35 protein-coding genes are annotated in these 21,944 nt (G+C 33.4%); 1 reads left to right on the forward strand and 34 read right to left on the reverse strand.

Going from position 1 to position 21,944, the window contains the following annotated elements; genetic code table 11:
* Nucleotides 1-81 precede the first annotated feature (81 nt).
* The 34 genes from eno to rpsL form a co-directional block, all read right to left on the reverse strand.
* On the reverse strand, nucleotides 82-1,374 hold the full coding sequence (gene eno, locus ACFQ1R_RS07105) for a phosphopyruvate hydratase (RefSeq protein ID WP_379925445.1): 1,293 nt from the start codon (nucleotides 1,372-1,374) through the stop codon (nucleotides 82-84).
* 151 nt (nucleotides 1,375-1,525) lie between these two features.
* Complete coding sequence (gene carA, locus ACFQ1R_RS07110; protein ID WP_379925446.1) at nucleotides 1,526-2,632, reverse strand: glutamine-hydrolyzing carbamoyl-phosphate synthase small subunit; 1,107 nt, start codon at nucleotides 2,630-2,632, stop codon at nucleotides 1,526-1,528.
* Between the two features lie 89 nt (nucleotides 2,633-2,721).
* Nucleotides 2,722-3,195, reverse strand: a complete 474-nt coding sequence (gene rplQ, locus ACFQ1R_RS07115) for a 50S ribosomal protein L17 (protein ID WP_379925447.1) — start codon at nucleotides 3,193-3,195, stop codon at nucleotides 2,722-2,724.
* Nucleotides 3,196-3,290: 95 nt separating this feature from the next.
* Nucleotides 3,291-4,283, reverse strand: a complete 993-nt coding sequence (locus ACFQ1R_RS07120) for a DNA-directed RNA polymerase subunit alpha (protein WP_379925449.1) — start codon at nucleotides 4,281-4,283, stop codon at nucleotides 3,291-3,293.
* A gap of 94 nt (nucleotides 4,284-4,377) precedes the next feature.
* Nucleotides 4,378-4,983, reverse strand: coding sequence for a 30S ribosomal protein S4 (gene rpsD / locus ACFQ1R_RS07125; RefSeq protein WP_379925450.1), 606 nt, complete (start codon nucleotides 4,981-4,983; stop codon nucleotides 4,378-4,380).
* A gap of 180 nt (nucleotides 4,984-5,163) precedes the next feature.
* Nucleotides 5,164-5,556 carry a 30S ribosomal protein S11 gene (rpsK, locus tag ACFQ1R_RS07130; protein ID WP_117172435.1) on the reverse strand — a complete coding sequence of 131 codons (393 nt, stop codon included), beginning with the start codon at nucleotides 5,554-5,556 and terminating at the stop codon, nucleotides 5,164-5,166.
* Nucleotides 5,557-5,656: 100 nt separating this feature from the next.
* Nucleotides 5,657-6,031 (reverse strand): 30S ribosomal protein S13, encoded by a 375-nt coding sequence (gene rpsM / locus ACFQ1R_RS07135; RefSeq protein WP_372755617.1) that lies wholly within the window; start codon nucleotides 6,029-6,031, stop codon nucleotides 5,657-5,659.
* 2 nt (nucleotides 6,032-6,033) lie between these two features.
* Nucleotides 6,034-6,150 carry a type B 50S ribosomal protein L36 gene (ykgO, locus tag ACFQ1R_RS07140; RefSeq protein WP_074961360.1) on the reverse strand — a complete coding sequence of 39 codons (117 nt, stop codon included), beginning with the start codon at nucleotides 6,148-6,150 and terminating at the stop codon, nucleotides 6,034-6,036.
* A gap of 5 nt (nucleotides 6,151-6,155) precedes the next feature.
* Complete coding sequence (infA, locus tag ACFQ1R_RS07145; RefSeq protein ID WP_028289261.1) at nucleotides 6,156-6,371, reverse strand: translation initiation factor IF-1; 216 nt, start codon at nucleotides 6,369-6,371, stop codon at nucleotides 6,156-6,158.
* A 9-nt stretch (nucleotides 6,372-6,380) separates the two neighbouring features.
* Entirely contained in the window at nucleotides 6,381-7,727 is a 1,347-nt protein-coding gene (gene secY, locus ACFQ1R_RS07150) for a preprotein translocase subunit SecY (protein WP_379925452.1), read from the reverse strand.
* Nucleotides 7,728-7,742: 15 nt separating this feature from the next.
* Nucleotides 7,743-8,195 carry a 50S ribosomal protein L15 gene (gene rplO / locus ACFQ1R_RS07155; protein ID WP_379925454.1) on the reverse strand — a complete coding sequence of 151 codons (453 nt, stop codon included), beginning with the start codon at nucleotides 8,193-8,195 and terminating at the stop codon, nucleotides 7,743-7,745.
* Nucleotides 8,196-8,209: 14 nt separating this feature from the next.
* On the reverse strand, nucleotides 8,210-8,392 hold the full coding sequence (gene rpmD, locus ACFQ1R_RS07160) for a 50S ribosomal protein L30 (protein ID WP_379925455.1): 183 nt from the start codon (nucleotides 8,390-8,392) through the stop codon (nucleotides 8,210-8,212).
* Between the two features lie 11 nt (nucleotides 8,393-8,403).
* Nucleotides 8,404-8,928: a 30S ribosomal protein S5 gene (rpsE, locus tag ACFQ1R_RS07165; RefSeq protein WP_379925456.1), complete on the reverse strand. Its 525-nt coding sequence runs from the start codon at nucleotides 8,926-8,928 to the stop codon at nucleotides 8,404-8,406.
* A 6-nt stretch (nucleotides 8,929-8,934) separates the two neighbouring features.
* Nucleotides 8,935-9,291 carry a 50S ribosomal protein L18 gene (gene rplR / locus ACFQ1R_RS07170; RefSeq protein WP_379925457.1) on the reverse strand — a complete coding sequence of 119 codons (357 nt, stop codon included), beginning with the start codon at nucleotides 9,289-9,291 and terminating at the stop codon, nucleotides 8,935-8,937.
* A gap of 10 nt (nucleotides 9,292-9,301) precedes the next feature.
* Nucleotides 9,302-9,844, reverse strand: coding sequence for a 50S ribosomal protein L6 (rplF, locus tag ACFQ1R_RS07175; protein ID WP_379925458.1), 543 nt, complete (start codon nucleotides 9,842-9,844; stop codon nucleotides 9,302-9,304).
* 12 nt (nucleotides 9,845-9,856) lie between these two features.
* Nucleotides 9,857-10,255: a 30S ribosomal protein S8 gene (gene rpsH, locus ACFQ1R_RS07180; protein WP_304386786.1), complete on the reverse strand. Its 399-nt coding sequence runs from the start codon at nucleotides 10,253-10,255 to the stop codon at nucleotides 9,857-9,859.
* Nucleotides 10,256-10,327: 72 nt separating this feature from the next.
* Nucleotides 10,328-10,597, reverse strand: coding sequence for a 30S ribosomal protein S14 (gene rpsN / locus ACFQ1R_RS07185; protein WP_379925459.1), 270 nt, complete (start codon nucleotides 10,595-10,597; stop codon nucleotides 10,328-10,330).
* Nucleotides 10,598-10,600: 3 nt separating this feature from the next.
* Nucleotides 10,601-11,152, reverse strand: a complete 552-nt coding sequence (rplE, locus tag ACFQ1R_RS07190; protein ID WP_379925460.1) for a 50S ribosomal protein L5 — start codon at nucleotides 11,150-11,152, stop codon at nucleotides 10,601-10,603.
* Between the two features lie 2 nt (nucleotides 11,153-11,154).
* Complete coding sequence (gene rplX, locus ACFQ1R_RS07195) at nucleotides 11,155-11,466, reverse strand: 50S ribosomal protein L24 (protein WP_379925461.1); 312 nt, start codon at nucleotides 11,464-11,466, stop codon at nucleotides 11,155-11,157.
* A 14-nt stretch (nucleotides 11,467-11,480) separates the two neighbouring features.
* Nucleotides 11,481-11,849 carry a 50S ribosomal protein L14 gene (gene rplN / locus ACFQ1R_RS07200; RefSeq protein ID WP_132218421.1) on the reverse strand — a complete coding sequence of 123 codons (369 nt, stop codon included), beginning with the start codon at nucleotides 11,847-11,849 and terminating at the stop codon, nucleotides 11,481-11,483.
* A gap of 1 nt (nucleotide 11,850) precedes the next feature.
* Nucleotides 11,851-12,108, reverse strand: coding sequence for a 30S ribosomal protein S17 (rpsQ, locus tag ACFQ1R_RS07205; RefSeq protein WP_044637136.1), 258 nt, complete (start codon nucleotides 12,106-12,108; stop codon nucleotides 11,851-11,853).
* Between the two features lie 12 nt (nucleotides 12,109-12,120).
* Nucleotides 12,121-12,312 carry a 50S ribosomal protein L29 gene (rpmC, locus tag ACFQ1R_RS07210; protein WP_034043309.1) on the reverse strand — a complete coding sequence of 64 codons (192 nt, stop codon included), beginning with the start codon at nucleotides 12,310-12,312 and terminating at the stop codon, nucleotides 12,121-12,123.
* A 13-nt stretch (nucleotides 12,313-12,325) separates the two neighbouring features.
* A complete protein-coding gene (gene rplP / locus ACFQ1R_RS07215; protein WP_117172449.1) occupies nucleotides 12,326-12,745 on the reverse strand; it encodes a 50S ribosomal protein L16 in 420 nt (139 codons plus the stop codon).
* A 21-nt stretch (nucleotides 12,746-12,766) separates the two neighbouring features.
* Complete coding sequence (gene rpsC, locus ACFQ1R_RS07220; RefSeq protein ID WP_379925462.1) at nucleotides 12,767-13,495, reverse strand: 30S ribosomal protein S3; 729 nt, start codon at nucleotides 13,493-13,495, stop codon at nucleotides 12,767-12,769.
* A gap of 8 nt (nucleotides 13,496-13,503) precedes the next feature.
* Nucleotides 13,504-13,911, reverse strand: a complete 408-nt coding sequence (rplV, locus tag ACFQ1R_RS07225; protein WP_379925463.1) for a 50S ribosomal protein L22 — start codon at nucleotides 13,909-13,911, stop codon at nucleotides 13,504-13,506.
* A gap of 6 nt (nucleotides 13,912-13,917) precedes the next feature.
* Entirely contained in the window at nucleotides 13,918-14,196 is a 279-nt protein-coding gene (rpsS, locus tag ACFQ1R_RS07230) for a 30S ribosomal protein S19 (protein ID WP_028283873.1), read from the reverse strand.
* A 3-nt stretch (nucleotides 14,197-14,199) separates the two neighbouring features.
* Entirely contained in the window at nucleotides 14,200-15,024 is an 825-nt protein-coding gene (gene rplB / locus ACFQ1R_RS07235) for a 50S ribosomal protein L2 (protein WP_379925464.1), read from the reverse strand.
* Between the two features lie 10 nt (nucleotides 15,025-15,034).
* The gene (rplW, locus tag ACFQ1R_RS07240) at nucleotides 15,035-15,325 is read right to left on the reverse strand and encodes a 50S ribosomal protein L23 (protein ID WP_379925465.1); all 291 of its coding nucleotides are present in this window, start codon (nucleotides 15,323-15,325) and stop codon (nucleotides 15,035-15,037) included.
* Nucleotides 15,326-15,330: 5 nt separating this feature from the next.
* On the reverse strand, nucleotides 15,331-15,960 hold the full coding sequence (gene rplD / locus ACFQ1R_RS07245) for a 50S ribosomal protein L4 (RefSeq protein ID WP_379925466.1): 630 nt from the start codon (nucleotides 15,958-15,960) through the stop codon (nucleotides 15,331-15,333).
* Nucleotides 15,960-16,577 carry a 50S ribosomal protein L3 gene (rplC, locus tag ACFQ1R_RS07250; protein WP_379925467.1) on the reverse strand — a complete coding sequence of 206 codons (618 nt, stop codon included), beginning with the start codon at nucleotides 16,575-16,577 and terminating at the stop codon, nucleotides 15,960-15,962. Before rplC ends, rplD begins: the two co-directional genes overlap by 1 nt.
* A 125-nt stretch (nucleotides 16,578-16,702) precedes the next feature.
* A complete protein-coding gene (rpsJ, locus tag ACFQ1R_RS07255) occupies nucleotides 16,703-17,008 on the reverse strand; it encodes a 30S ribosomal protein S10 (RefSeq protein WP_111309258.1) in 306 nt (101 codons plus the stop codon).
* 11 nt (nucleotides 17,009-17,019) lie between these two features.
* Nucleotides 17,020-19,146, reverse strand: a complete 2,127-nt coding sequence (fusA, locus tag ACFQ1R_RS07260) for an elongation factor G (RefSeq protein WP_379925468.1) — start codon at nucleotides 19,144-19,146, stop codon at nucleotides 17,020-17,022.
* Nucleotides 19,147-19,152: 6 nt separating this feature from the next.
* Nucleotides 19,153-19,629: a 30S ribosomal protein S7 gene (gene rpsG / locus ACFQ1R_RS07265; protein WP_117172458.1), complete on the reverse strand. Its 477-nt coding sequence runs from the start codon at nucleotides 19,627-19,629 to the stop codon at nucleotides 19,153-19,155.
* 22 nt (nucleotides 19,630-19,651) lie between these two features.
* Nucleotides 19,652-20,065 carry a 30S ribosomal protein S12 gene (rpsL, locus tag ACFQ1R_RS07270; protein WP_379925469.1) on the reverse strand — a complete coding sequence of 138 codons (414 nt, stop codon included), beginning with the start codon at nucleotides 20,063-20,065 and terminating at the stop codon, nucleotides 19,652-19,654.
* A gap of 179 nt (nucleotides 20,066-20,244) precedes the next feature.
* Between rpsL and ACFQ1R_RS07275 the strand changes: the two genes are divergently transcribed.
* On the forward strand, nucleotides 20,245-21,939 hold the full coding sequence (locus ACFQ1R_RS07275) for a hypothetical protein (protein WP_379925470.1): 1,695 nt from the start codon (nucleotides 20,245-20,247) through the stop codon (nucleotides 21,937-21,939).
* Nucleotides 21,940-21,944: the final 5 nt, after the last annotated feature.

Here is a 21,944-nt window from a genome sequence, read left to right on the forward strand (position 1 = left end):
TAACAAATTATTTGAAATTAATCTAAAAAAAAAAGCGATTATTAAAATAATAACCGCTTTTTTATAAAATTTAATTTTTTCTTATTTTATTTTGAATGCTTTTTCTTGTGGAAAATAAGCCACTTCACCCAATTGCTCTTCAATACGAAGTAATTGGTTGTACTTAGCCATACGGTCGCTACGAGAAGCAGAACCTGTTTTTATTTGTCCGCAGTTTAAAGCTACTGCTAAATCGGCAATGGTATTATCTTCAGTTTCACCAGAACGGTGAGACATTACAGATGTATATCCTGCGTTTTTAGCCATATTTACAGCTGCAATAGTTTCGGTTAATGAGCCAATTTGATTTACTTTAATAAGAATTGAATTTGCAATACCTTGCTCGATACCGCGCGATAAACGTTCAACGTTTGTTACAAATAAATCATCACCTACTAATTGAACTTTATCACCAATTTTATCGGTTAATAATTTCCAACCTTCCCAATCGTTTTCATCCATACCATCTTCAATAGAAATGATAGGGTATTTTGCAGCTAATTCAGCTAAATATTCAGCTTGTTCTACCGATGTTCTTACTTTTCCTGTTTCGCCTTCAAATTTTGAATAATCGTATTTTCCATTTACATAAAATTCAGCCGAAGCGCAATCTAAGGCAATCATAATATCATCACCAAAGGTATATCCTGCTTTTTCAACAGCTAATTTTATAGAATCTAAAGCATCTTCTGTTCCACCCGCTAAGTTAGGAGCAAAACCACCTTCATCACCTACTGCTGTAGAAAGATTTCTATCGTGTAATACTTTTTTAAGATTATGGAAAATCTCTGTTCCCATTTGCATAGCGTGTGTAAAGTTTTTAGCTTTTACAGGCATAATCATAAACTCTTGGAATGCAATTGGCGCATCAGAATGTGAACCTCCATTGATAATGTTCATCATTGGTACTGGAAGTGTATTTGCCGAAACACCACCAACATAACGATATAGTGGCATATTAAGTTCATTTGCTGCAGCTTTTGCAACTGCTAAAGACACACCTAATATAGCGTTAGCACCTAATTTTGATTTATTTTTTGTACCATCTAAATCAATCATTATTTGATCGATTAAGTTTTGTTCAAAAACTGAAACTCCTAATAATTCTGGAGCGATAATTGAATTTACATTATCTACAGCTTTTAAAACACCTTTACCCATATATGCTTTTCCACCATCACGTAATTCTACAGCTTCATGCTCGCCTGTTGATGCACCTGATGGTACAGCAGCTCTTCCTAAAACATCATTTTCTGTTACAACATCTACTTCTACGGTAGGATTTCCTCTAGAATCTAAAATTTGTCTAGCGTGGATATTTATAATTACACTCATAATTGGTTATTTTTAAAACTTTTAATATTCAAATTTACGTTTAAATCTTGTTAATTTTAAGATGTTCTTTAATAAATATTTAAAATAGCATCTATAACGTTTTAGTAAACAAAATCCTCAAAAAACATTGTTTGTTTTTGAGGATTTTATATTATTTACTTTTAATATTTTCTATAAACTGGTCGAAAAGGTATGATGAATCATGTGGCCCTGGACTAGCTTCTGGATGGTATTGTACTGAAAAACAGTTTTTACTTTTCATGGCTAAACCAGCAACTGTATTATCATTTAAATGTACGTGTGTTACTTTTAAATCTGGATGTGCTTCAGCTTCTTCTCTATTTACAGCAAAACCATGATTTTGTGACGTAATTTCACCTTTACCAGTATTCAAATTTTTAACAGGATGGTTAATACCTCTATGCCCGTTATGCATTTTATAAGTTGAGACACCGTTTGCTAATGCAATAACTTGGTGCCCTAAACAGATCCCAAATAAAGGTAAATCTCTTTTAATAATTTCTTTTGCTAATGCTTGGGCTTCTACCAAAGGTTCTGGATCTCCAGGTCCATTTGATAAGAAATAGCCATCTGGATTAAATGCCGCTAATTCTTCAAATGTTGCATTGTACGGAAACACCTTAATGTATGCGTCTCTTTTAGCTATGTTACGAAGAATATTCTTTTTAATGCCTATATCTAAGGCTGCTACTTTATAAGTTGCGTTTTCATTTCCAAAATAATATGGTTCTTTAGTTGATACTTTTGAAGCCAACTCTAAACCATTCATATTTGGCACTTCTGAAAGTTGTTTTTTAAGACCTTCAATGTTATCTACTTCAGTAGAAATAACAGCATTCATTGCGCCATTATCTCTAATATAGCTTACCAATGCTCTTGTGTCGATATCAGAAATTGCTAAAAGGTTATTTTTATCTAAAAAACTTTCTAATGAATCGTCTGCTGCGTCACGAGAAAATTCATAACTAAAGTTTTTACAAATTAAACCTGCAATTTTAATAGAATCGGATTCAACTTCGTCTGCATTCACGCCATAGTTACCTATGTGTGCGTTGGTTGTTACCATTAATTGTCCAAAATAGGAAGGATCGGTAAAAATTTCTTGATACCCAGTCATTCCGGTATTGAAGCATACTTCACCAAATGCTGTTCCTTGTTTGTTACCTACTGCTTTTCCGTAAAAAATAGTACCATCTGCTAATAGAATGATGGCTTTTTGTCTTTTTTGATATTTCATCTATAGTGTAAAAAAGTTTTGCAAAAATGCTAAAAAAAAAGGATAAACTAAAATAGTTTATCCTTTATATGTTAAATGCTTATTAACATTTATTCTTCTTCGTTTGTTGCTTTTGGTTCAACAACTGGAGCAGCTTCTGGTTTAGAACCACCTCTTCTACTTCTTCTAGTTGTTTTCTTCTCTGGCTTAGAAGCATTGTAAAGCTCGTTATAATCAACCAACTCAATCATTGCCATGTCAGCGTTATCACCTAAACGATTTCCAAGTTTAATAATTCTTGTATAACCTCCTGGGCGATTAGCTACTTTTGCAGCAACATCTCTAAACAATTCTGCTACAGCCTCTTTTTGACGTAAACGCGACATAACAATACGTCTGTTATGTGTTGTATCTTCTTTAGATTTTGTAATCATTGGCTCAACAAATTGTTTTAAAGCTTTTGCTTTTGCAACTGTAGTGTTAATACGTTTGTGTTCTATTAAAGAACAAGCCATATTAGCCAACATAGATTTTCTGTGAGCAGTTTGTCTACTTAAATGATTTATTTTTTTTCCGTGTCTCATGACATTTTAAATTTGACATCATCTTGCTACCAGATCCATTCGGAGAGCAAATTATGAGTCGTTAATAATTGTTTATTGCGAAAAAACTAAATTAACTAGTCTTTATCTAATTTGTATTTACTTAAATCCATTCCGAAATTTAAACCTTTAACATTTACTAGTTCTTCTAGCTCTGTTAATGATTTTTTACCAAAGTTTCTGAATTTCATTAAATCGTTTTTATTGAAAGATACTAAATCTCCTAAAGTATCTACTTCTGCAGCTTTTAAACAGTTAAGTGCGCGTACAGATAAATCCATATCGATTAACTTCGTTTTAAGCAACTGACGCATGTGAAGTGATTCTTCATCATAGGTTTCAGTTTGTGCAATTTCATCAGCTTCTAAAGTGATACGCTCATCAGAGAATAACATGAAGTGGTGAATTAATGTTTTAGCAGCTTCAGTTAATGCATCTTGAGGTGTAATTGAACCGTCTGTGATGATTTCAAAAACTAATTTTTCGTAATCTGTTTTTTGCTCAACACGATAGTTTTCTATACTATACTTAACATTTTTTATTGGTGTATAAATAGAATCTGTAAAAATAGTTCCTACTGGTGCAGCAGCTTTTTTATTTTCTTCTGCTGGAACGTATCCTCTACCTTTTTCAATAGTTATTTCCATATTGAAATTAACTTTTGGATCTAAATTACAGATTACTAATTCTGTATTTAACACTTGGAATCCAGAAATAAATTTTTGGAAATCACCAGCTGTAATTTGTTCTTGACCAGAAATTGAAATAGAAATTGATTCGTTATCGATATCTTCAATTTGTCTTTTAAAACGTACTTGTTTTAAATTTAAAATGATTTCAGTAACATCTTCTACTACGCCAGCAATTGCTGAAAACTCATGATCTACACCTTCAATTCTAACTGAGGTAATAGCAAATCCTTCTAAAGAAGAAAGTAAAACTCTTCTTAATGCGTTACCTACTGTTAAACCATAACCAGGCTCTAATGGTCTGAATTCGAATTTACCTTCGAAATCAGTAGAATCAATCATGATTACTTTATCTGGTTTTTGGAAATTAAATACTGCCATATTGTTCTTCGTTTTAATTGTTACCTAGTTGCGCGGTTTAAAAGTTTGAAGAAGACTATAAACCCTTTGGCTAAATACCAATATTAATAATTTATTATTTAGAATATAATTCGACGATGAATTGCTCGTTAATATTTTCTGGAATTTGAAGTCTTGCAGGAACAGAAACATAGGTTCCTTGTTTTGTATCATCATTCCAAGTAATCCATTCGTAAACTTGACTTGAATTTGATAAAGATTTAGCGATAGCTTCAAGAGATTTAGATTTTTCTCTTACAGCAACAACATCACCAGCTTTTAATTGGTATGAAGGAATATTTACAATTTCTCCATTTACGGTAATGTGTCTGTGAGATACTAATTGTCTAGCACCACTTCTAGAAGGAGAAATTCCCATTCTAAATACAACGTTATCTAATCTTGATTCGCAAAGTTGTAATAAAACTTCACCTGTAATACCTTGAGAAGCTCTTGCGCTTTCAAATATATTTCTGAATTGACGCTCTAATATACCGTAAGTATATTTTGCTTTTTGTTTTTCTTGTAACTGAATTGCGTATTCAGATTTTTTCCCACGCTTTCTAGCGTTTCCATGTTGCCCTGGAGGATAATTTCTTTTCTCGAAAGATTTATCTTCTCCAAAGATAGCTTCACCAAATTTACGAGCTATTTTAGTTTTAGGACCAGTATATCTTGCCATTTTAATTGTTTTTTAAGAGTGATTATGAATTAAGGTCTTAATCTTATCCTTCGATAATCGTTGATCTCTTTGTTGATACTTGTTAATTTTATTTTTTAAGTGTGCAAATTTACATATAAAAAAATTAATATCAACTGTTTAGAACAACTGATATTAATTTTATTTAAAATATGTAAAATATTATACTCTTCTACGTTTTGGAGGGCGACATCCATTGTGTGGAAGTGGCGTAACATCAATAATTTCTGTCACTTCAATACCTGCATTATGGATAGAACGGATTGCAGATTCTCTACCGTTTCCTGGTCCTTTTACATACACTTTTACTTTCTTTAAGCCAGCCTCTAAAGCTACAGCTGAAGCGTCTTCAGCAGCCAATTGAGCAGCATATGGTGTATTTTTCTTAGAACCTCTAAAACCCATCTTACCTGCAGATGACCAAGAAATTACATCGCCTTTTTTGTTTGTAAGTGCGATGATGATGTTATTAAATGAAGCATTTACATGCGCTTCTCCTACAGAGTCTACAATAACTTTACGTTTTTTTGTAGTTTTTGTGTTTGATTTTGCCATTGTTTATAGTTTTCAGTTATAGTTGATAGTCGCTAGAATCCTAAACCTTTTATAATTTCAAACAGATTCCTTCCAACGTCTAATTACTAAAGACTAATTGTTATTTAGTTGCTTTTTTCTTGTTAGCAACAGTTTTTCTTCTACCTTTTCTAGTTCTAGAGTTGTTTTTAGTACGCTGTCCTCTTAATGGAAGACCTGCTCTATGACGAATACCTCTGTAGCATCCAATATCCATCAAACGTTTGATGTTTAATTGAATTTCCGAACGTAATTCACCTTCGATTGTAAAAGTTCCAACAGCCTCACGAATCCCAGCAATTTGGTCATCGTTCCAATCTTGAACTTTAATACTTTCATCAACATTAGCCTGTGCTAATATTTCTTTAGCTCTACTATTACCTATTCCGTAGATATAGGTTAAAGCAATAACTCCTCTTTTGTTTTTTGGTATGTCTACACCTGCAATTCTTGCCATAATTACCCTTGTCTTTGTTTAAATCTAGGATTCTTTTTGTTTATCACGTAAAGTCTACCTTTTCTACGCACAATTATACAATCTGCGCTTCTCTTTTTTACTGATGCTCTTACTTTCATCTCTGTTAGTATCTATAAGTTATTCTGGCCTTAGATAAATCATAAGGACTCATTTCTAATTTTACTTTATCACCTGGTAATAATTTTATATAATGCATACGCATTTTACCAGAGATATGCGCTGTCACAATGTGACCATTTTCTAATTCAACACGAAACATAGCATTTGATAATGCTTCAATAATGGTTCCGTCTTGTTCTATTGCTGCTTGTTTTGCCATAGTATAATATTAAGCTACTGCCTTTCTATTTTTACCTGTTTTCATCAAGCCATCATAGTGTCTATTTAACAAATAAGAATTTACTTGTTGCATAGTATCTATGGCTACACCTACTAAAATGATTAATGAGGTGCCTCCAAAAAATAATGCCCATCCTTGTTGTACGCCCATAAGCTTAACAATAATTGCTGGGAACACAGCTATGAATGCTAAAAATATAGAACCTGGTAAGGTTATTTGAGACATAATTTTATCTAAATATTCAGATGTTTCTGTACCTGGACGAATACCTGGTATAAAACCACCACTACGTTTTAAATCGTCTGCCATTTTATTTGTTGGCACCGTAATAGCTGTATAGAAATATGTGAATATTATAATTAATAACGCAAATGTAATATTGTAAGCCAATCCAAAAATATCAGCATAATTAGTTTGCATCCACGCACCAAATGTTGTTTCCTTTAAAAGTGATGAACCTCCTATTAAACTAGGAACAAACATAATAGCTTGTGCAAATATAATTGGCATAACTCCAGAAGCATTAAGCTTTAATGGAATATATTGTCTTGAACCTGCCATTGCACTTTTTTCGTAATCGCCAGTAGCTGTTCTTCTTGCGTATTGTACAGCAATTTTTCTAACAGCCATAACTAACATGATACTTCCTAGTATGATAGCAAACCATAATACTAATTCAAAAAGAATAAGCATTACGTTATTACCTTCTAACCTTGTTGCTGCATTTTGAATGAATGCTGCAGGTAGCCTTGCTATAATACCTACCATAATTAATAAAGAAATACCATTACCTATACCTTTATCGGTAATTTTTTCTCCTAACCACATTGCAAAAATACAGCCTGTAACTAAAATCGTTACTGAAGAGAAGTAAAATAATGGTCCTGTTCCTAATAAAAATGCACTTGTAGGAATGCCTAATGCTGGTAAACTTGCTAAATAACCTGGTGCTTGTAGCAAACAGATTGCAATAGTTAACCAACGAGTTATTTGATTAATTTTCTTTTGACCACTAGCGCCTTCTTTTTGTAGTTTTTGTAAATAAGGAATAGCTATTCCCATTAATTGAACTACAATAGAAGCAGAAATGTATGGCATGATACCTAATGCAAAAACCGAAGCATTTGCAAATGCACCACCTGTAAAGGCATTAAGCAACCCTAATAAACCACCATCTGTACTTTCTGCTAACCCTTTTAATTGTGCAGCATCAATACCTGGTAGTACAACTTGAGCACCAAAACGATAAACTAATAGCAAACCAAGAGTTACCATGATTCTGTTTCTTAGTTCTTCTATTTTCCAAACATTCTTTAACGATTCTATAAATTTCATACTTATAATAAGGTCTTATAAAGTTACAGCTTCTCCTCCAGCAGCTTCTATTGCAGCTTTTGCTGAAGCAGTGAATTTGTGTGCTGATACTTTTAATTTCGCTTTTAATTCACCTCTACCTAGTATCTTAACTAGATCATTTTTTCCAGCTAAACGGTTTGTGAATAATGTATCGAAATCTACAGTGTCAGTTGCTTTTTTCTCATCAACCAATTGTTGTAACGTATCTAAATTAATACCTTGATACTCTACACGGTTAACATTTGTAAAACCAAATTTAGGAACACGTCTTTGAAGTGGCATTTGACCTCCTTCAAAACCTACTTTTTTAGAATAACCAGAACGCGATTTAGCTCCTTTGTGACCGCGGGTTGCAGTACCACCTTTTCCAGAACCTTGTCCTCTACCTATTCTTTTTCCTTGATTTTTAACTGAACCTTCTGCAGGTTTTAAATTACTTAAATCCATTTTTCAGTATAATATTATTTAATTTCTTCTACAGAAACTAAGTGATTTACTTTACTTACCATACCAAGAATACTTGATGTAGCTTCGTGCTCTTTTACTTGACCAATTTTTCTAAGACCTAAAGATTCTAAAACTCTTTTTTGTCTTTGCGGACAATTGATTGCGCTTTTAACTTTTGTTACTTTAATTTTTGCCATCTCTGTCTGTATTAAGCTTTAAAAACTTGTTCAAGTGAAATACCTCTATCTTTAGCAATTGCATTTGCATCTCTTAGTTGTAATAAAGCATCAAAAGTAGCTTTAACAACGTTATGAGGGTTTGATGATCCTTGAGATTTTGATAATACATCGTGCACACCAACTGCTTCAAGTACTGTTCTTACAGCACCACCAGCAATTACACCTGTACCTTGAGCAGCAGGAATAATATTTACTCTTGCTCCACCAAATTTACCTTTTTGCTCATGTGGTAATGTTTTTCCTTTTAAAGGAATACGAACTAGGTTTTTCTTAGCATCTTCAACGGCTTTTGCAATTGCACTAGCTACGTCTTTAGATTTTCCTAAACCTTGTCCTACAACACCTGCTTCATCACCAACTACTACAATTGCTGAGAAACCAAATGCTCTACCACCTTTTGTTACTTTTGTAACTCTTTGTACACCAACTAAACGATCTTTTAGATCTAATCCACCTGGTTTTACTAATTCTGCGCTTTTATATTTACGATACATAATTTCTTAGAATTTAAGTCCTGCTTCTCTAGCCCCATCAGCTAATGATTTTACTCTACCATGGTATAAATAACCACCTCTATCAAAAGCGATCGTTTCTACACCTGCTTTTAAAGCTTTTTCAGCAAGCGACTTACCTACTAATTTAGCTACTTCAATTTTAGTTGCTTTTGCAGAACTAATATCTTTATCTCTTGAAGATGCTGCACTGATAGTTACACCAGTTACGTCATCTACTACTTGAGCATAAATTTCTTTATTGCTTCTAAAAACAGTTAATCTAGGTCTAGCTTCTGTACCAGAAACTATCTTACGTATTCTGCTTTTAATTCTTATTCTTCTTTCGTATTTTGTTAATGCCATAACTTACTTATTAAGCTGATTTACCTGCTTTTCTTCTTACTACCTCACCAACAAACTTGATACCTTTTCCTTTATAAGGTTCTGGTCTTCTAAATCCACGAATTTTAGCAGCAACTTGTCCTACAAGTTGTTTATCGTGTGATGTAAGTTTAATGATTGGGTTTTTTCCTTTTTCTGAAACTGTTTCAACTTTAACTTCAGGAGCTAAACTCATTACAATAGCGTGTGAAAAACCTAATGCTAATTCCAATTTTTGACCTTGGTTACTAGCTCTGTATCCTACACCTACTAATTCTAATTCTTTAGTCCATCCTTTTGAAACACCTTCAATCATATTACGCATTAATGATCTATATAAACCATGTTTTGCTTTTTGATCTTTAGAATCAGAAGAACGTGTTACTAAAACATTTCCATCTTCAACTTTAATATCTACAGAATCAAAATTTTGAGTTAATTCACCCATTTTTCCTTTTACTGTAACTACTCCGTCTTTTATATCAACTGTAACGCCTTGTGGAATTACTACTGGGTTATTACCTATTCTTGACATGTCTTATCCTTTTTAGTAAACGTAACACAATACTTCACCACCTACATTATCTCTTTTTGCTTGTTTACCTGTCATAACGCCATGAGACGTTGAAACGATGGCAATACCAAGACCATTTAAGATTCTAGGTAGTTCTTTTGAACTTGCATATTTACGTAAACCTGGTTTACTTATTCTTTCAATCTTTTTTATTACAGGTTCTTTAGTTTCTTTGTTGTACTTAAGAGCTATTTTAATAGTTCCTTGTACTGAAGAATCATCAAACTTGTAACTTAAAATATATCCTTGTTCGAATAATATTTTAGTGATGTCTTTTTTAAGATTAGATGCAGGTATTTCAACCACTCTGTGATTTGCACGTACTGCATTTCTAATTCTTGTCAAATAATCCGCTATTGGATCTGTGTACATAATGAATTGATTTTGTGACTTTGGTTTTCAACGTTGGATGGTTGAACCTTAAATCTGATTAATTTAATAATATTACCAACTTGCTTTTGTTACTCCAGGAATAAGACCATTGTTGGCCATTTCTCTAAAAGTTACACGAGATATTCCGAAAGTTCTCATATACCCTCTAGGTCTTCCTGTTAATTTACATCTGTTATGTAAACGAACTGGATTTGCGTTTCTTGGTAACTTTTGTAATGCTTCATAATCTCCAGCTTCTTTTAAAGCTTTACGTTTTTCAGCATATTTAGCTACAACTTTGTTTCTTTTTACCTCGCGGGCTTTCATTGATTCTTTAGCCATAACTTAGTTCTTTTGAAAAGGTAATCCTAATTCGGTTAATAATGATTTTGCTTCTTTATCAGTTTCTGCAGACGTTACAAATGTAATATCCATACCTGAGATTTTATTAACTTTATCAATATTAATCTCTGGGAATATAATTTGCTCGGTAATTCCTAAATTGTAGTTACCGCGTCCATCAAATCCTGTAGCTTTAATTCCGTTAAAATCTCTTACACGTGGAAGTGCAGAAGTAACTAAACGATCTAAAAATTCGTACATTCTTTCGCCGCGTAAAGTAACTTTACACCCAATAGGCATGCCTTTACGTAATTTAAAAGTTGCAACGTCTTTTTTAGATAATGTTGCTATAGCTTTTTGTCCAGATATAGTAGTTAATTCTTCTACTGCGTAGTCAATTAACTTTTTGTCTGCAACTGCTGCTCCAACTCCTTTAGATATTACTATCTTTTGTAGTTTAGGAACTTGCATTACATTTTTATATCCAAATTCGTCTGTAAGAGCTGCAATAACTCTGCTTTTATACTCTTCTTTAAGTCTCGGTGAATATGCCATAACTATATTACTTCATTAGATTTTTTTGAAAATCTTACTTTCTTATCGCCTTCTACTCTGTAACCAACTCTTGTTGTTTCACCTTTTTTGGTTAACAATGATAAGTTAGAAACATGAATAGCAGCTTCTTTTTCTACGATACCACCTTGAGGGTTTTTTGCACTTGGTTTAGTATGTTTCTTAACCAAATTTACACCTTCAACGATGGCTTTGTTCTTGTCTATTAATACTTTTTGTACTTTGCCTTCAGCACCTTTATGGTCTCCAGCAATTACTTTTACAGTATCTCCAGTTTTTATTTTAAGCTTTGTCATCTTAAATTAATGTATTAAAGCACTTCAGGTGCTAATGATACAATTTTCATGAATTGTTTATCACGAAGTTCTCTAGCAACCGGACCAAATACGCGTGTTCCTCTCATCTCACCTTGAGCGTTTAAAAGCACACATGCGTTATCGTCAAATCTTATATAAGATCCGTCTGGTCTTCTTACTTCCTTTGTTGTACGAACAACAACTGCAGTTGAAACAGCACCTTTTTTAATGTTTCCATTAGGTGTTGCATCTTTAATTGAAACAACTATTTTGTCTCCCACAGAAGCATATCTTCTTTTAGTGCCACCTAGAACACGGATAGTTAAAACTTCCTTTGCTCCAGTGTTATCTGCTACTTTTAATCTTGATTCTTGCTGTAACATATTATTTAGCTCTTTCTATGATTTCAACTAATCTCCAACATTTAGATTTACTTAAAGGTCTTGTTTCCATGATTCTTACAGTATCTCCAATGTTACAATCGTTCGTTTCGTCGTGTGCAACATATTTTTTAGTTTTTAACACGAACTTACCATACATAGGGTGTTTTACTTTTTTCACTTCAGAAACCACAATAGATTTCTGCATCTTGTTACTTGTAACAACTCCTATACGTTCTTTTCTTAAATTTCTTGTTTCCATCTTTTAGCAGAATTATTGTAATTCTCTTTTAGTTAATTCTGTCGCAATTCTTGCTACTGTTCTTCTTATAGAACGTAATTGAATTGGATTTTCTAAAGGAGATATTGCATGAGCTAATTTTAGGTCTGAATAACTCTTTTTTGTTTCACCAAGTTTCTCTTGTAACTCGGCTACTGATAATTCTTTAATTTCTGATTGTTTCATAATATCAAATAAATTATGCTTCGTAATCGCGAGCAATTATAAACTTAGTTTTAACTGGTAGTTTTTGAGCAGCTAAACGTAACGCTTCTTTAGCGATGTCTAGTGATACTCCTCCTACTTCAAAAAGCATTCTTCCTGGTTTTACAACCGCTACCCAATACTCTACAGCACCTTTACCTTTACCCATACGTACTTCAAGAGGCTTTTTTGTAATAGGCTTGTCTGGAAATATTTTAATCCAAAGTTGACCTTCTCTTTTCATGTAACGTGTAGCAGCAATACGTGCAGCTTCTATTTGACGCGATGTTAAAAACTCAGATTCGAGTGATTTTATACCAAAAGTTCCGTTTGAAAGTTGATGTCCTCTTTGAGAAAGACCTTTCATACGTCCTTTTTGTTGCTTACGAAATTTTGTTCTTTTAGGCTGTAACATTTTTCTTTACTTTATAAAAAATTACTTTCTTCGACGTGGTTTAGAATTATTTCCTCCACGTGGTGCTCCTGCACCTGCCTTTCCTTGCTTTTTGGATAAACCAACTAGCGGAGAAAGTTCTCTTTTACCATATACTTCACCTTTCATAATCCACACTTTCACACCTAATCTACCATAAGTAGTGTGTGCCTCAACAAGTGAGTAATCAATATCGGCTCTAAAGGTTGATAAAGGAATACGTCCTTCTTTGTAGTGTTCTGCACGCGCCATTTCAGCTCCGTTTAAACGACCACTAATTTGAACTTTAATTCCTTCAGCGTTCATACGCATTGTAGCAGCAATAGCCATTTTAATAGCACGACGGTATGAAATTCTGTTTTCAATTTGACGTGCAATGCTAGATCCTACTAAAAATGCATCAAGTTCAGGTCTTTTAATTTCAAAAATATTAATCTGAACTTCTTTTCCAGTAATTTTTTTAAGTTCTTCTTTTAACTTGTCTACCTCTTGACCGCCTTTACCAATTATGATACCTGGACGAGCCGTTGTGATAGTAACGGTTACAAGTTTTAAAGTTCTTTCAATAATTACTCTACTTACACTAGCTTTAGATAAACGTACGTGTACGTATTTTCTAATTTTATCGTCTTCGGCAAGCTTATCTCCATAATCATTACCTCCGTACCAGTTAGATTCCCATCCTCTGATAATACCTAAGCGATTTCCGATTGGATTTGTTTTTTGTCCCATTGTCTATCTTAGCTTTGTGTGTTATTGTTTGCTCCAACTACGATTGTTACGTGGTTTGAACGTTTTCTAATTCTGTGTGCTCGACCTTGTGGTGCTGGACGCAATCTTTTTAACATTGCACCGCCATCAACTCTTATTTCTTTTACAACCAATTCTGCATCTTCAATGCTAGCTTCTTCGTTTTTAGACTGCCAGTTAGCAATTGCTGATAAAAGCAATTTTTCTAATTTAGATGAAGCTTCTTTTTGGTTAAATTTTAAAATATTAAGTGCTTTTTCTACTTTTTCGCCTCTTACTAAATCGGCTACTAAACGCATTTTTCTCGGTGACGTAGGACAATTATTAAGTTTAGCAAAAGCAACTTGCTTGTTACCTTCCTTAATAGCGTCTGCCATTTGTTTTTTACGACTTCCCATAGCTTACTACTTTTTACCTTTATTTTTAGCACCTGCATGTCCACGGAATGAACGTGTTGGTGAAAATTCTCCTAATTTATGACCTACCATATTTTCTGTCACATAAACAGGTACAAATTGACGGCCATTGTGTACTGCAATTGTTTGTCCAACAAAATCTGGTGTAATCATAGAGGCTCTAGACCAAGTTTTGATTACGGTTTTTTTGTTAGCTTCAACATTGTCAGCCACTTTTTTCTCTAATTTATAATGAACGTAAGGTCCTTTTTTTAATGATCTTGCCATGTCTTATTTCTTTCTACGTTCTACAATATATTTATTACTTGCATTCTTTTTAGAACGAGTTCTATAACCTTTAGCTGGTATACCTTTTCTAGAACGTGGATGTCCTCCAGATGATTTACCTTCACCACCTCCCATTGGGTGATCTACAGGGTTCATAACTACTGGTCTAGTACGTGGTCTTCTACCTAACCATCTTGTTCTACCTGCCTTACCAGATACTAATAATTGATGATCTGAATTAGAAACAACACCTACCGTTGCTAAACAGTTAACAAGAATTAATCTTGTCTCACCAGAAGGTAATTTAATTGTTGCAAATTTACCATCTCTTGCCATTAATTGAGCAAAAGCACCAGCACTACGAGCCATAATAGCTCCTTGCCCTGGACGTAACTCTACACAAGAAATAATAGTTCCTAATGGAATTTGGCTAAGCGGCATGGCATTACCAATTTCTGGAGCAACATTCTCTCCTGAAACCACGGTTTGCCCTACTTGTAAACCATTTTGAGCAATTACATATCTTTTTTCGCCATCTTGATAATTTAATAATGCGATAAAAGCTGTTCTGTTTGGATCATATTCGATAGACTTAACTTCTGCTGGAATTCCAGCTTTGTCACGTTTAAAATCGATAATACGATACTTTCTTTTATGACCACCACCTATGTAGCGCATGGTCATTTTTCCTTGACTGTTTCTACCACCAGACCTTTTGTTCGGAACGAGTAAACTCTTTTCCGGCTTATCAGTAGTAATGGCGTCAAATCCATTTACTACTCTAAATCGCTGTCCTGGTGTGATTGGTTTTAATTTTCTTACTGACATTAGTCTTTAATTACATGTTACTGTATAAATCAATCATTTCACCTTCCGCCAGTTGTACAATTGCTTTTTTAACAGCATTTGTTTTACCATGTTGAATACCTGTTTTTGTATAACGGGTTCTTCTTTCTGGACGGACATTTATAGTACGAACTTTTTCAACAGAAACACCATAAGCAGCTTCTACCGCTTTTTTGATTTCTACCTTGTTCGCCTTAGTATTCACCGCAAAAGTATAGCAGTTATTTAACTCGCTATTAGCTGTTGCTTTTTCTGTGATTATAGGTTTAATTAAGATACTCATGGTTTCTATTTACTTAAATTTGTTTCAATTCCTTCTAAAGCTCCTTCTAAAAGCACTACTTGATTTGCATTTAAAATCTTGTAAGTATTTAATTCTGAAGCGGTTATAACTTCTGAGCCTTTTAAATTGCGTGACGACAAATATACATTATTATTTGAAGCACCCAACACAAACAAAGATTTTTTGTTTTCTAAGTTTAAAGCCTTTAAAACAGCAGTAAAATTCTTAGTTTTTGGAGCTTCAAAATTGAAGTCTTCTAACACAACAATTGATTGCTCACCTGCTTTGATACTTAAAGCTGATTTACGTGCTAAACGCTTTAAATTTTTATTAAGCTTGAAGCTATAATTTCTTGGTCTTGGACCGAACATACGACCACCACCTTTGAATACACCAGACTTAATACTACCAGCTCTCGCTGTACCAGTTCCTTTTTGCTTTTTAAGCTTACGAGTACTTCCAGAAATCTCAGCACGCTCTTTAGCTTTGTGAGTTCCTTGTCTTTGGTTTGCTAAATATTGTTTAACATCCAAGTATACTGCGTGATTATTAGGCTCTATAGCAAATACATCTTTAGAAAGCTCTGCTTTTCTACCTGTATCTTTTCCGTTTATATCTAAAACTGCTACTTTCATTATTTTCTAATAATTACATAAGAGTTTTTATGTCCAGGCACACAACCTTTAACTACTAACAGATTTTTATCTGCTACTACTTTTAAAACTCTTAAATTTTCAACTTTTACTGAGTCTCCACCCATTCTACCAGCCATACGAATTCCTTTAAAAACTCTAGCAGGATACGATGCCGCACCAACAGAACCAGGAGCTCTTAAACGATTATGTTGACCGTGAGTAGCTTGACCTACACCACCAAACCCATGACGTTTAACAACACCTTGGAATCCTTTTCCTTTTGATATCCCAGAGATATCAACAAATTCACCTTCAATGAAGTGCTCAACAGTGATTGCATCACCTAATTTGTACTCCTCCTCAAAACCTTTGAATTCTACGATTTTGCGTTTTACAGAAGTTCCTGCTTTTTTAGCATGACCTTGGTCAGCTTTAGTAGCACTTTTTTCTGTCGCGTCATCGAAACCTAATTGAACAGCTTTGTAGCCATCAACTTCTTCAGTTCTGACTTGGGTAACGATACATGGTCCAGCTTCGATTACTGTACATGGAATGTTTTTTCCATTTTCATCGAAAATGCTGGTCATACCGATTTTTTTTCCAATTAACCCAGACATAATTATTATTTATTTATTATTACTATTTATTTAAAAAAAATTCAAGGCTAAAAATACGTTTCAGCCTTGAATTGTATTTTACCGTTTTTCCTTAACCATCGTTAAGGACATGTTTCTGTTACTACTTACACTTTAATTTCTACTTCAACACCACTTGGTAATTCAAGTTTCATTAAAGCATCAATTGTTTTTGAAGACGAAGAATAAATATCCAATAAACGCTTGTATGAGCTTAATTGAAATTGTTCTCTAGCCTTTTTATTTACGTGAGGAGAACGTAAAACAGTGAAAATTTTCTTGTTTGTTGGTAATGGAATAGGACCTGTTACCACCGCACCTGTACTTTTTACAGTTTTTACAATCTTATCAGCAGACTTATCTACCAAATTGTGATCGTAAGATTTTAATTTTATTCTGATTTTTTGACTCATTTTCTTAAATTTTAAGCTTCAACGCCTTTTGCTGCTTTAATAACTGCTTCAGATATGTTTGAAGGCGTTTCAGCATAATGTGAAAATTCCATAGTTGATGTTGCACGACCTGATGATAATGTTCTTAATGTAGTTACATAACCAAACATTTCAGATAATGGTACGTGTGCTTTTACAGTTTTTGCTCCTGCTCTATCACCCATATCATTTACTTGTCCGCGACGTCTATTTAAATCGCCTACAATGTCACCCATATTTTCTTCTGGTGTAATAACTTCCAGTTTCATAATAGGTTCCATAATTACAGCTTTTGCTGCTTTTGCTACTGCTTTAAAACCTAATTTAGCCGCTAATTCAAAAGACAATGCATCCGAATCCACATCATGGTAAGAACCGTCTGTTAATGTTACTTTCATGGCATCAACTTCGTAACCTGCTAATGGACCATTTTTCATGGCTGCTTTAAATCCTTTTTCAATAGAAGGGATAAATTCTTTAGGAACGTTACCACCTTTAATTGCAGAAATAAACTCTAAACCTGTTTTACCTTCTTCAGCTGGTTCTAAGGTAAATACGATATCAGCAAATTTACCACGACCACCAGATTGTTTTTTGTAAACCTCTCTATGATCAGCTTTACGCGTAATAGCTTCTTTGTACTCTACTTGAGGCGCACCTTGGTTTACTTCAACTTTAAATTCACGACGTAAACGGTCAACAATAATATCTAAGTGAAGCTCACCCATACCAGATATGATTGTTTGCCCTGAAGCCTCATCAGTTCTAACTGTAAATGTTGGATCTTCTTCAGCTAACTTTGCTAAAGACATACCTAATTTATCAACATCTGCTTTTGTTTTAGGCTCAACTGCGATACCAATTACGGGATCAGGGAAGTTCATAGATTCTAAAACAATAGGATGTTTTTCAGCAGAAAGTGTATCTCCTGTTTTAATATCTTTAAAACCTACTGCTGCTCCAATATCTCCTGCTTCAATAAAATCGATAGCATTTTGTTTATTAGCATGCATTTGGTAGATACGAGAAATACGCTCCTTGTTTCCTGAACGGTTGTTCAAAATATAAGAACCTGCATCTAAACGACCTGAGTAAGCACGGAAGAATGCTAAACGACCAACATAAGGATCGGTTGCAATTTTGAATGCCAATGCTGCGAAAGGCTCGCTTACAGATGGTTTACGTAATTCTTCTTTTTCTGTATCTGGATTAACACCTACAATACCTTCTTTATCCATTGGAGAAGGCAAATAACGACATACGGCATCTAATAAGAATTGTACACCTTTATTTTTGAATGATGATCCACAAATCATTGGAATGATAGACATATCCATTACAGCAGCTCTAAGCGCAGCATGCACTTCGTCTTCTGTAATTGAATCTTCATCTTCCATATATTTTTCAAGCAAATTTTCATCGTAAGCAGCAACTTCTTCAATAAGTTTACCACGAAGCATTTTTGCTTCAGCTTTCAATTCTTCTGGAATTTCGATAACATCAAAAGTTGCCCCTTGTGTTTCATCATGCCAAACGATTGCTCTGTTTTTTACTAAATCAACAATACCTTTAAAATCGATTTCGTCACCAATGTTTAAAACGATTGGCACCGCGTTAGATTTCAACATATCTTTTACTTGTTGACAAACTTCCATAAAATTAGCCCCTTGACGGTCCATTTTATTTACGAAACCAATACGTGGCACTTTATAGTTATCAGCAAGTCTCCAGTTAGTTTCAGATTGTGGCTCAACACCATCAACTGCACTAAATAAAAATACCAAACCATCTAAAACACGTAATGAACGATTTACTTCAACAGTAAAATCAACGTGACCTGGCGTATCAATAATATTAAAATGGTATGCCATAGCATCTGCAGTTGGCTCTCCATTTTCTCTTGGAAATGTCCACTCACAAGTTGTAGCAGCCGATGTGATAGTAATACCACGCTCTTGCTCTTGCTCCATCCAGTCCATAGTTGCAGCACCATCGTGCACTTCACCAATTTTATGTGAAACTCCTGTATAATAAAGTATACGCTCTGTTGTTGTTGTTTTACCAGCATCAATATGAGCAGCGATACCTATATTTCTTGTATATTTTAAATCTCTTGCCATGTCGTATTAAAATCTAAAGTGAGAGAATGCTTTGTTAGCTTCTGCCATTTTGTGAGTATCAACTCTTTTCTTAACCGCTGCACCTTCTTCTTTAGCTGCTGCTAAAATTTCAGAAGCTAAACGTTGCGCCATAGATTTTTCGTTTCTTTTACGTGAATAGCTAATTAACCATTTCATTGCTGTTGAAACTTTACGATCTGGACGAATTTGCATTGGAATTTGGAATGTTGCACCACCAACACGACGACTACGTACTTCTACGTGAGGCATCACATTTGATAAAGCATCTTTCCATGTTTCTAAAGCTGTCTTTTCTTCGTTTGTTTTTTTCGACTCTACAATGTCAATCGCATCGTAAAATACTTTAAAAGCCACAGACTTCTTTCCATCCCACATCATCATGTTAACGAAACGAGTTACTAACTGATCGTTAAAACGTGGATCTGGCAAAAGCGGTCTCTTTTTTGCTGCTCTTTTTCTCATGTCTTCTTCTTAAAAGTTTTAATTACTTTTTCTTACCTTTTGTTGGAGCTACTGGTGCTTGTCCTGGTTTTGGACGTTTTGCTCCATACTTAGATCTACGTTGTGTTCTACCTGCTACACCTGCTGTGTCTAAAGCACCACGAACGATATGATATCTAACCCCTGGTAAATCTTTTACTCTTCCACCTCTAACCAATACTATCGAGTGCTCTTGCAGATTGTGACCTTCACCTGGGATGTATGCATTTACCTCATTACCATTTGTTAATCTAACACGAGCAACTTTACGCATTGCTGAGTTAGGTTTTTTAGGTGTAGTAGTGTAAACACGCGTACAAACCCCACGACGTTGTGGACACGAATCTAAAGCAGCCGATTTACTCTTCTTGGTTATTTTGGCTCTTCCTATTCGTACTAATTGTGAAATTGTTGGCATATATATTATATATAAATTTAATAATCCTCTTTTAAGAGGGCTGCAAAGGTAGAAATTAAAATGTAAAATTCAAATCCTAATTCATTAATTTTCACATCATTTATAATATTTTTTTATTACTAATGTTATTAGTGTAAGTTTTCCGTTAGATTTACATCACAAAACAGCTGTCTTTTATCGTGCAAAAAACAATAGCTTTATACTTTATTATATATGTATGCGTTTCTGCTAAACTATTTAGCCAAAACTTAAAACTTAGTATTGAAGGTAATAATGCGCTTGAAACAACTATTATTAATTCATATGAATACAATAAAACGCATCCTAATTATAGCGCTATCAAAAATGAAATAGATTCACTACAAAAAACACTTTTGAAAGCAGGTTACATTGAAAACGAATTAAACCAAATCGCAAAACTTAACGATTCTGTTTTTTTAGCTCAACTCCATTTAAAAAACAAATATGAATTTATACATATATATTATGACAATCTACAAGTTGATTCAAAGCTATTAAATATTGTTTCTGACAAAGTATTTGACACCTATTTTGTTATAGCATTTAACACAATTGAAACTACTTTAAACCTTATCAATTTAAAAATTTCAGAAAAAGGATTTCCGTTTTCAAAATTAAAATTATCTAATATTGAAATAACAGACACCAACTATTTAAAAGCTAACCTAATAACAACATCAACAAAACAAAAGCGATTAATAAGCGACATTATTATAAAAGGTTACGAAAAATTTCCTCGCTCCTACCTAAAATATTACCTAAAAATTAAATCGCAACAAACTTTAAACTTAAACGAGATTAAAATAAAAACCGAACGTTTATCTAATTTAAGATTTGCTAGTGAAGTAAAACCTCCCGAAGTCTTATTTTCTAAAGACTCTACAACCCTGTACTTGTATCTTCAAAAAACCAGAAGTAATACTTTTGATGGCTTTTTAGGTTTTGGAACTAATGAAGATACCAACAAAATACAATTTGATGGCTATTTAAATTTAAATCTTACAAATAATTTAAATTATGGTGAATCTTTCAGACTACTCTATAAAAGTGATGAAAACGACCAAAAAACATTTGAAACCAACTTAAGTTTACCATATTTGTTTAAATCACCTATTGGATTTGATGTATCTCTACGAATTTTCAAAAAAGATTCAACATTTAACACCGTTAATCAAGCAGTTAAATTACATTATCAAATAAGCCCTAAGCACAAAGTATATGCAGGAGTTCAATCTATTCAATCAAACAATTTACTAAACACAAACACCAGCTTAACTGTATTTGATTACAAAACCAATTACACAACATTGGCCTATGAGTTTTTAAACCCACAATCAAGCTCATACATTTTTCCTATTAACTCGAAATTTTACATTGAAACGAATTTAGGAAACAGAATTCAAACAAATATTAAGGAAAAACAGTCTCAAATTAGCATTGATGCATTTAAAATATTTAATCTAAATGCAAAAAACAGTCTTTTTTTTAGGTTGAATAGTGCTTTTTTAACCTCAAATAATTATTTAGAAAATGAATTATTTCGCTTTGGAGGCATAAACTCCATAAGAGGTTTTGAAGAAAACAGTATATACGCTTCTCTTTTTGGATTAATAAATACTGAGTATAGATATCAATTAAATAACTATATGTACGTTCATACAATAATAGATACTGCTTATTTTGAAAATAAAATAACTAATAATCAAGAAAAATTAATTGGATTTGGATTTGGATTTGGAGTTTTAACTAATTCAGGTTTATTAAAATTTAATTTCGCTAATAGTAAAATTGAGAATACCCCATTTAAGCTGTCTAATTATAAAATACACCTCAGTTTAACCGCTAATTTTTAATTATT

This window comes from Mariniflexile jejuense, from assembly GCF_042675665.1.
GTDB lineage: Bacteria > Bacteroidota > Bacteroidia > Flavobacteriales > Flavobacteriaceae > Mariniflexile > Mariniflexile jejuense.

What these genes read in the sequence shown, in the direction of transcription:
- fusA (WP_379925468.1), bottom strand. Translation starts at nt 19,146, where the DNA reads ATGGCAAGAGATTTAAAATATACAAGAAATATAGGTATCGCTGCTCAT.
- rpsE (WP_379925456.1), bottom strand. Translation starts at nt 8,928, where the DNA reads ATGTATCGTAAATATAAAAGCGCAGAATTAGTAAAACCAGGTGGATTA.
- rpsN (WP_379925459.1), bottom strand. Translation starts at nt 10,597, where the DNA reads ATGGCTAAAGAATCAATGAAAGCCCGCGAGGTAAAAAGAAACAAAGTT.
- rpsH (WP_304386786.1), bottom strand. Translation starts at nt 10,255, where the DNA reads ATGTACACAGATCCAATAGCGGATTATTTGACAAGAATTAGAAATGCA.
- infA (WP_028289261.1), bottom strand. Translation starts at nt 6,371, where the DNA reads ATGGCAAAACAAGCAGCAATAGAACAAGACGGAACCATTATTGAAGCA.
- eno (WP_379925445.1), bottom strand. Translation starts at nt 1,374, where the DNA reads ATGAGTGTAATTATAAATATCCACGCTAGACAAATTTTAGATTCTAGA.
- rplR (WP_379925457.1), bottom strand. Translation starts at nt 9,291, where the DNA reads ATGGCATTAACAAAATACGAAAGAAGAATAAGAATTAAAAGCAGAATA.
- rplD (WP_379925466.1), bottom strand. Translation starts at nt 15,960, where the DNA reads ATGAAAGTAGCAGTTTTAGATATAAACGGAAAAGATACAGGTAGAAAA.
- rpsG (WP_117172458.1), bottom strand. Translation starts at nt 19,629, where the DNA reads ATGAGAAAAAGAGCAGCAAAAAAGAGACCGCTTTTGCCAGATCCACGT.
- rplN (WP_132218421.1), bottom strand. Translation starts at nt 11,849, where the DNA reads ATGTTACAGCAAGAATCAAGATTAAAAGTAGCAGATAACACTGGAGCA.
- rplF (WP_379925458.1), bottom strand. Translation starts at nt 9,844, where the DNA reads ATGTCAAGAATAGGTAATAACCCAGTAGTAATTCCACAAGGCGTTACA.
- rpmD (WP_379925455.1), bottom strand. Translation starts at nt 8,392, where the DNA reads ATGGCAAAAATTAAAGTAACAAAAGTTAAAAGCGCAATCAATTGTCCG.
- rpsJ (WP_111309258.1), bottom strand. Translation starts at nt 17,008, where the DNA reads ATGAGTCAAAAAATCAGAATAAAATTAAAATCTTACGATCACAATTTG.
- rpsL (WP_379925469.1), bottom strand. Translation starts at nt 20,065, where the DNA reads ATGCCAACAATTTCACAATTAGTACGAATAGGAAGAGCCAAAATAACC.
- carA (WP_379925446.1), bottom strand. Translation starts at nt 2,632, where the DNA reads ATGAAATATCAAAAAAGACAAAAAGCCATCATTCTATTAGCAGATGGT.
- ACFQ1R_RS07120 (WP_379925449.1), bottom strand. Translation starts at nt 4,283, where the DNA reads ATGGCAGTATTTAATTTCCAAAAACCAGATAAAGTAATCATGATTGAT.
- rplV (WP_379925463.1), bottom strand. Translation starts at nt 13,911, where the DNA reads ATGGGAAGTCGTAAAAAACAAATGGCAGACGCTATTAAGGAAGGTAAC.
- rplP (WP_117172449.1), bottom strand. Translation starts at nt 12,745, where the DNA reads ATGTTACAGCCTAAAAGAACAAAATTTCGTAAGCAACAAAAAGGACGT.
- rpsM (WP_372755617.1), bottom strand. Translation starts at nt 6,031, where the DNA reads ATGGCAAGAATTGCAGGTGTAGACATACCAAAAAACAAAAGAGGAGTT.
- rplQ (WP_379925447.1), bottom strand. Translation starts at nt 3,195, where the DNA reads ATGAGACACGGAAAAAAAATAAATCATTTAAGTAGACAAACTGCTCAC.
- secY (WP_379925452.1), bottom strand. Translation starts at nt 7,727, where the DNA reads ATGAAATTTATAGAATCGTTAAAGAATGTTTGGAAAATAGAAGAACTA.
- rpsD (WP_379925450.1), bottom strand. Translation starts at nt 4,983, where the DNA reads ATGGCAAGATATACTGGTCCTAAAACTAAAATAGCTCGTAAATTTGGT.
- rplW (WP_379925465.1), bottom strand. Translation starts at nt 15,325, where the DNA reads ATGAGTATCTTAATTAAACCTATAATCACAGAAAAAGCAACAGCTAAT.
- rpsS (WP_028283873.1), bottom strand. Translation starts at nt 14,196, where the DNA reads ATGGCAAGATCATTAAAAAAAGGACCTTACGTTCATTATAAATTAGAG.
- rplC (WP_379925467.1), bottom strand. Translation starts at nt 16,577, where the DNA reads ATGTCTGGGTTAATTGGAAAAAAAATCGGTATGACCAGCATTTTCGAT.
- rplB (WP_379925464.1), bottom strand. Translation starts at nt 15,024, where the DNA reads ATGTCAGTAAGAAAATTAAAACCAATCACACCAGGACAGCGATTTAGA.
- rplX (WP_379925461.1), bottom strand. Translation starts at nt 11,466, where the DNA reads ATGACAAAGCTTAAAATAAAAACTGGAGATACTGTAAAAGTAATTGCT.
- rpsC (WP_379925462.1), bottom strand. Translation starts at nt 13,495, where the DNA reads ATGGGACAAAAAACAAATCCAATCGGAAATCGCTTAGGTATTATCAGA.
- ykgO (WP_074961360.1), bottom strand. Translation starts at nt 6,150, where the DNA reads ATGAAAGTAAGAGCATCAGTAAAAAAGAGAAGCGCAGATTGTATAATT.
- rpmC (WP_034043309.1), bottom strand. Translation starts at nt 12,312, where the DNA reads ATGAAACAATCAGAAATTAAAGAATTATCAGTAGCCGAGTTACAAGAG.
- rpsQ (WP_044637136.1), bottom strand. Translation starts at nt 12,108, where the DNA reads ATGGAAACAAGAAATTTAAGAAAAGAACGTATAGGAGTTGTTACAAGT.
- rpsK (WP_117172435.1), bottom strand. Translation starts at nt 5,556, where the DNA reads ATGGCAAAATCAAACACAAAAACTACAAAAAAACGTAAAGTTATTGTA.
- rplE (WP_379925460.1), bottom strand. Translation starts at nt 11,152, where the DNA reads ATGGCATATTCACCGAGACTTAAAGAAGAGTATAAAAGCAGAGTTATT.
- rplO (WP_379925454.1), bottom strand. Translation starts at nt 8,195, where the DNA reads ATGGATTTAAGTAATTTAAAACCTGCAGAAGGTTCAGTTAAAAATCAA.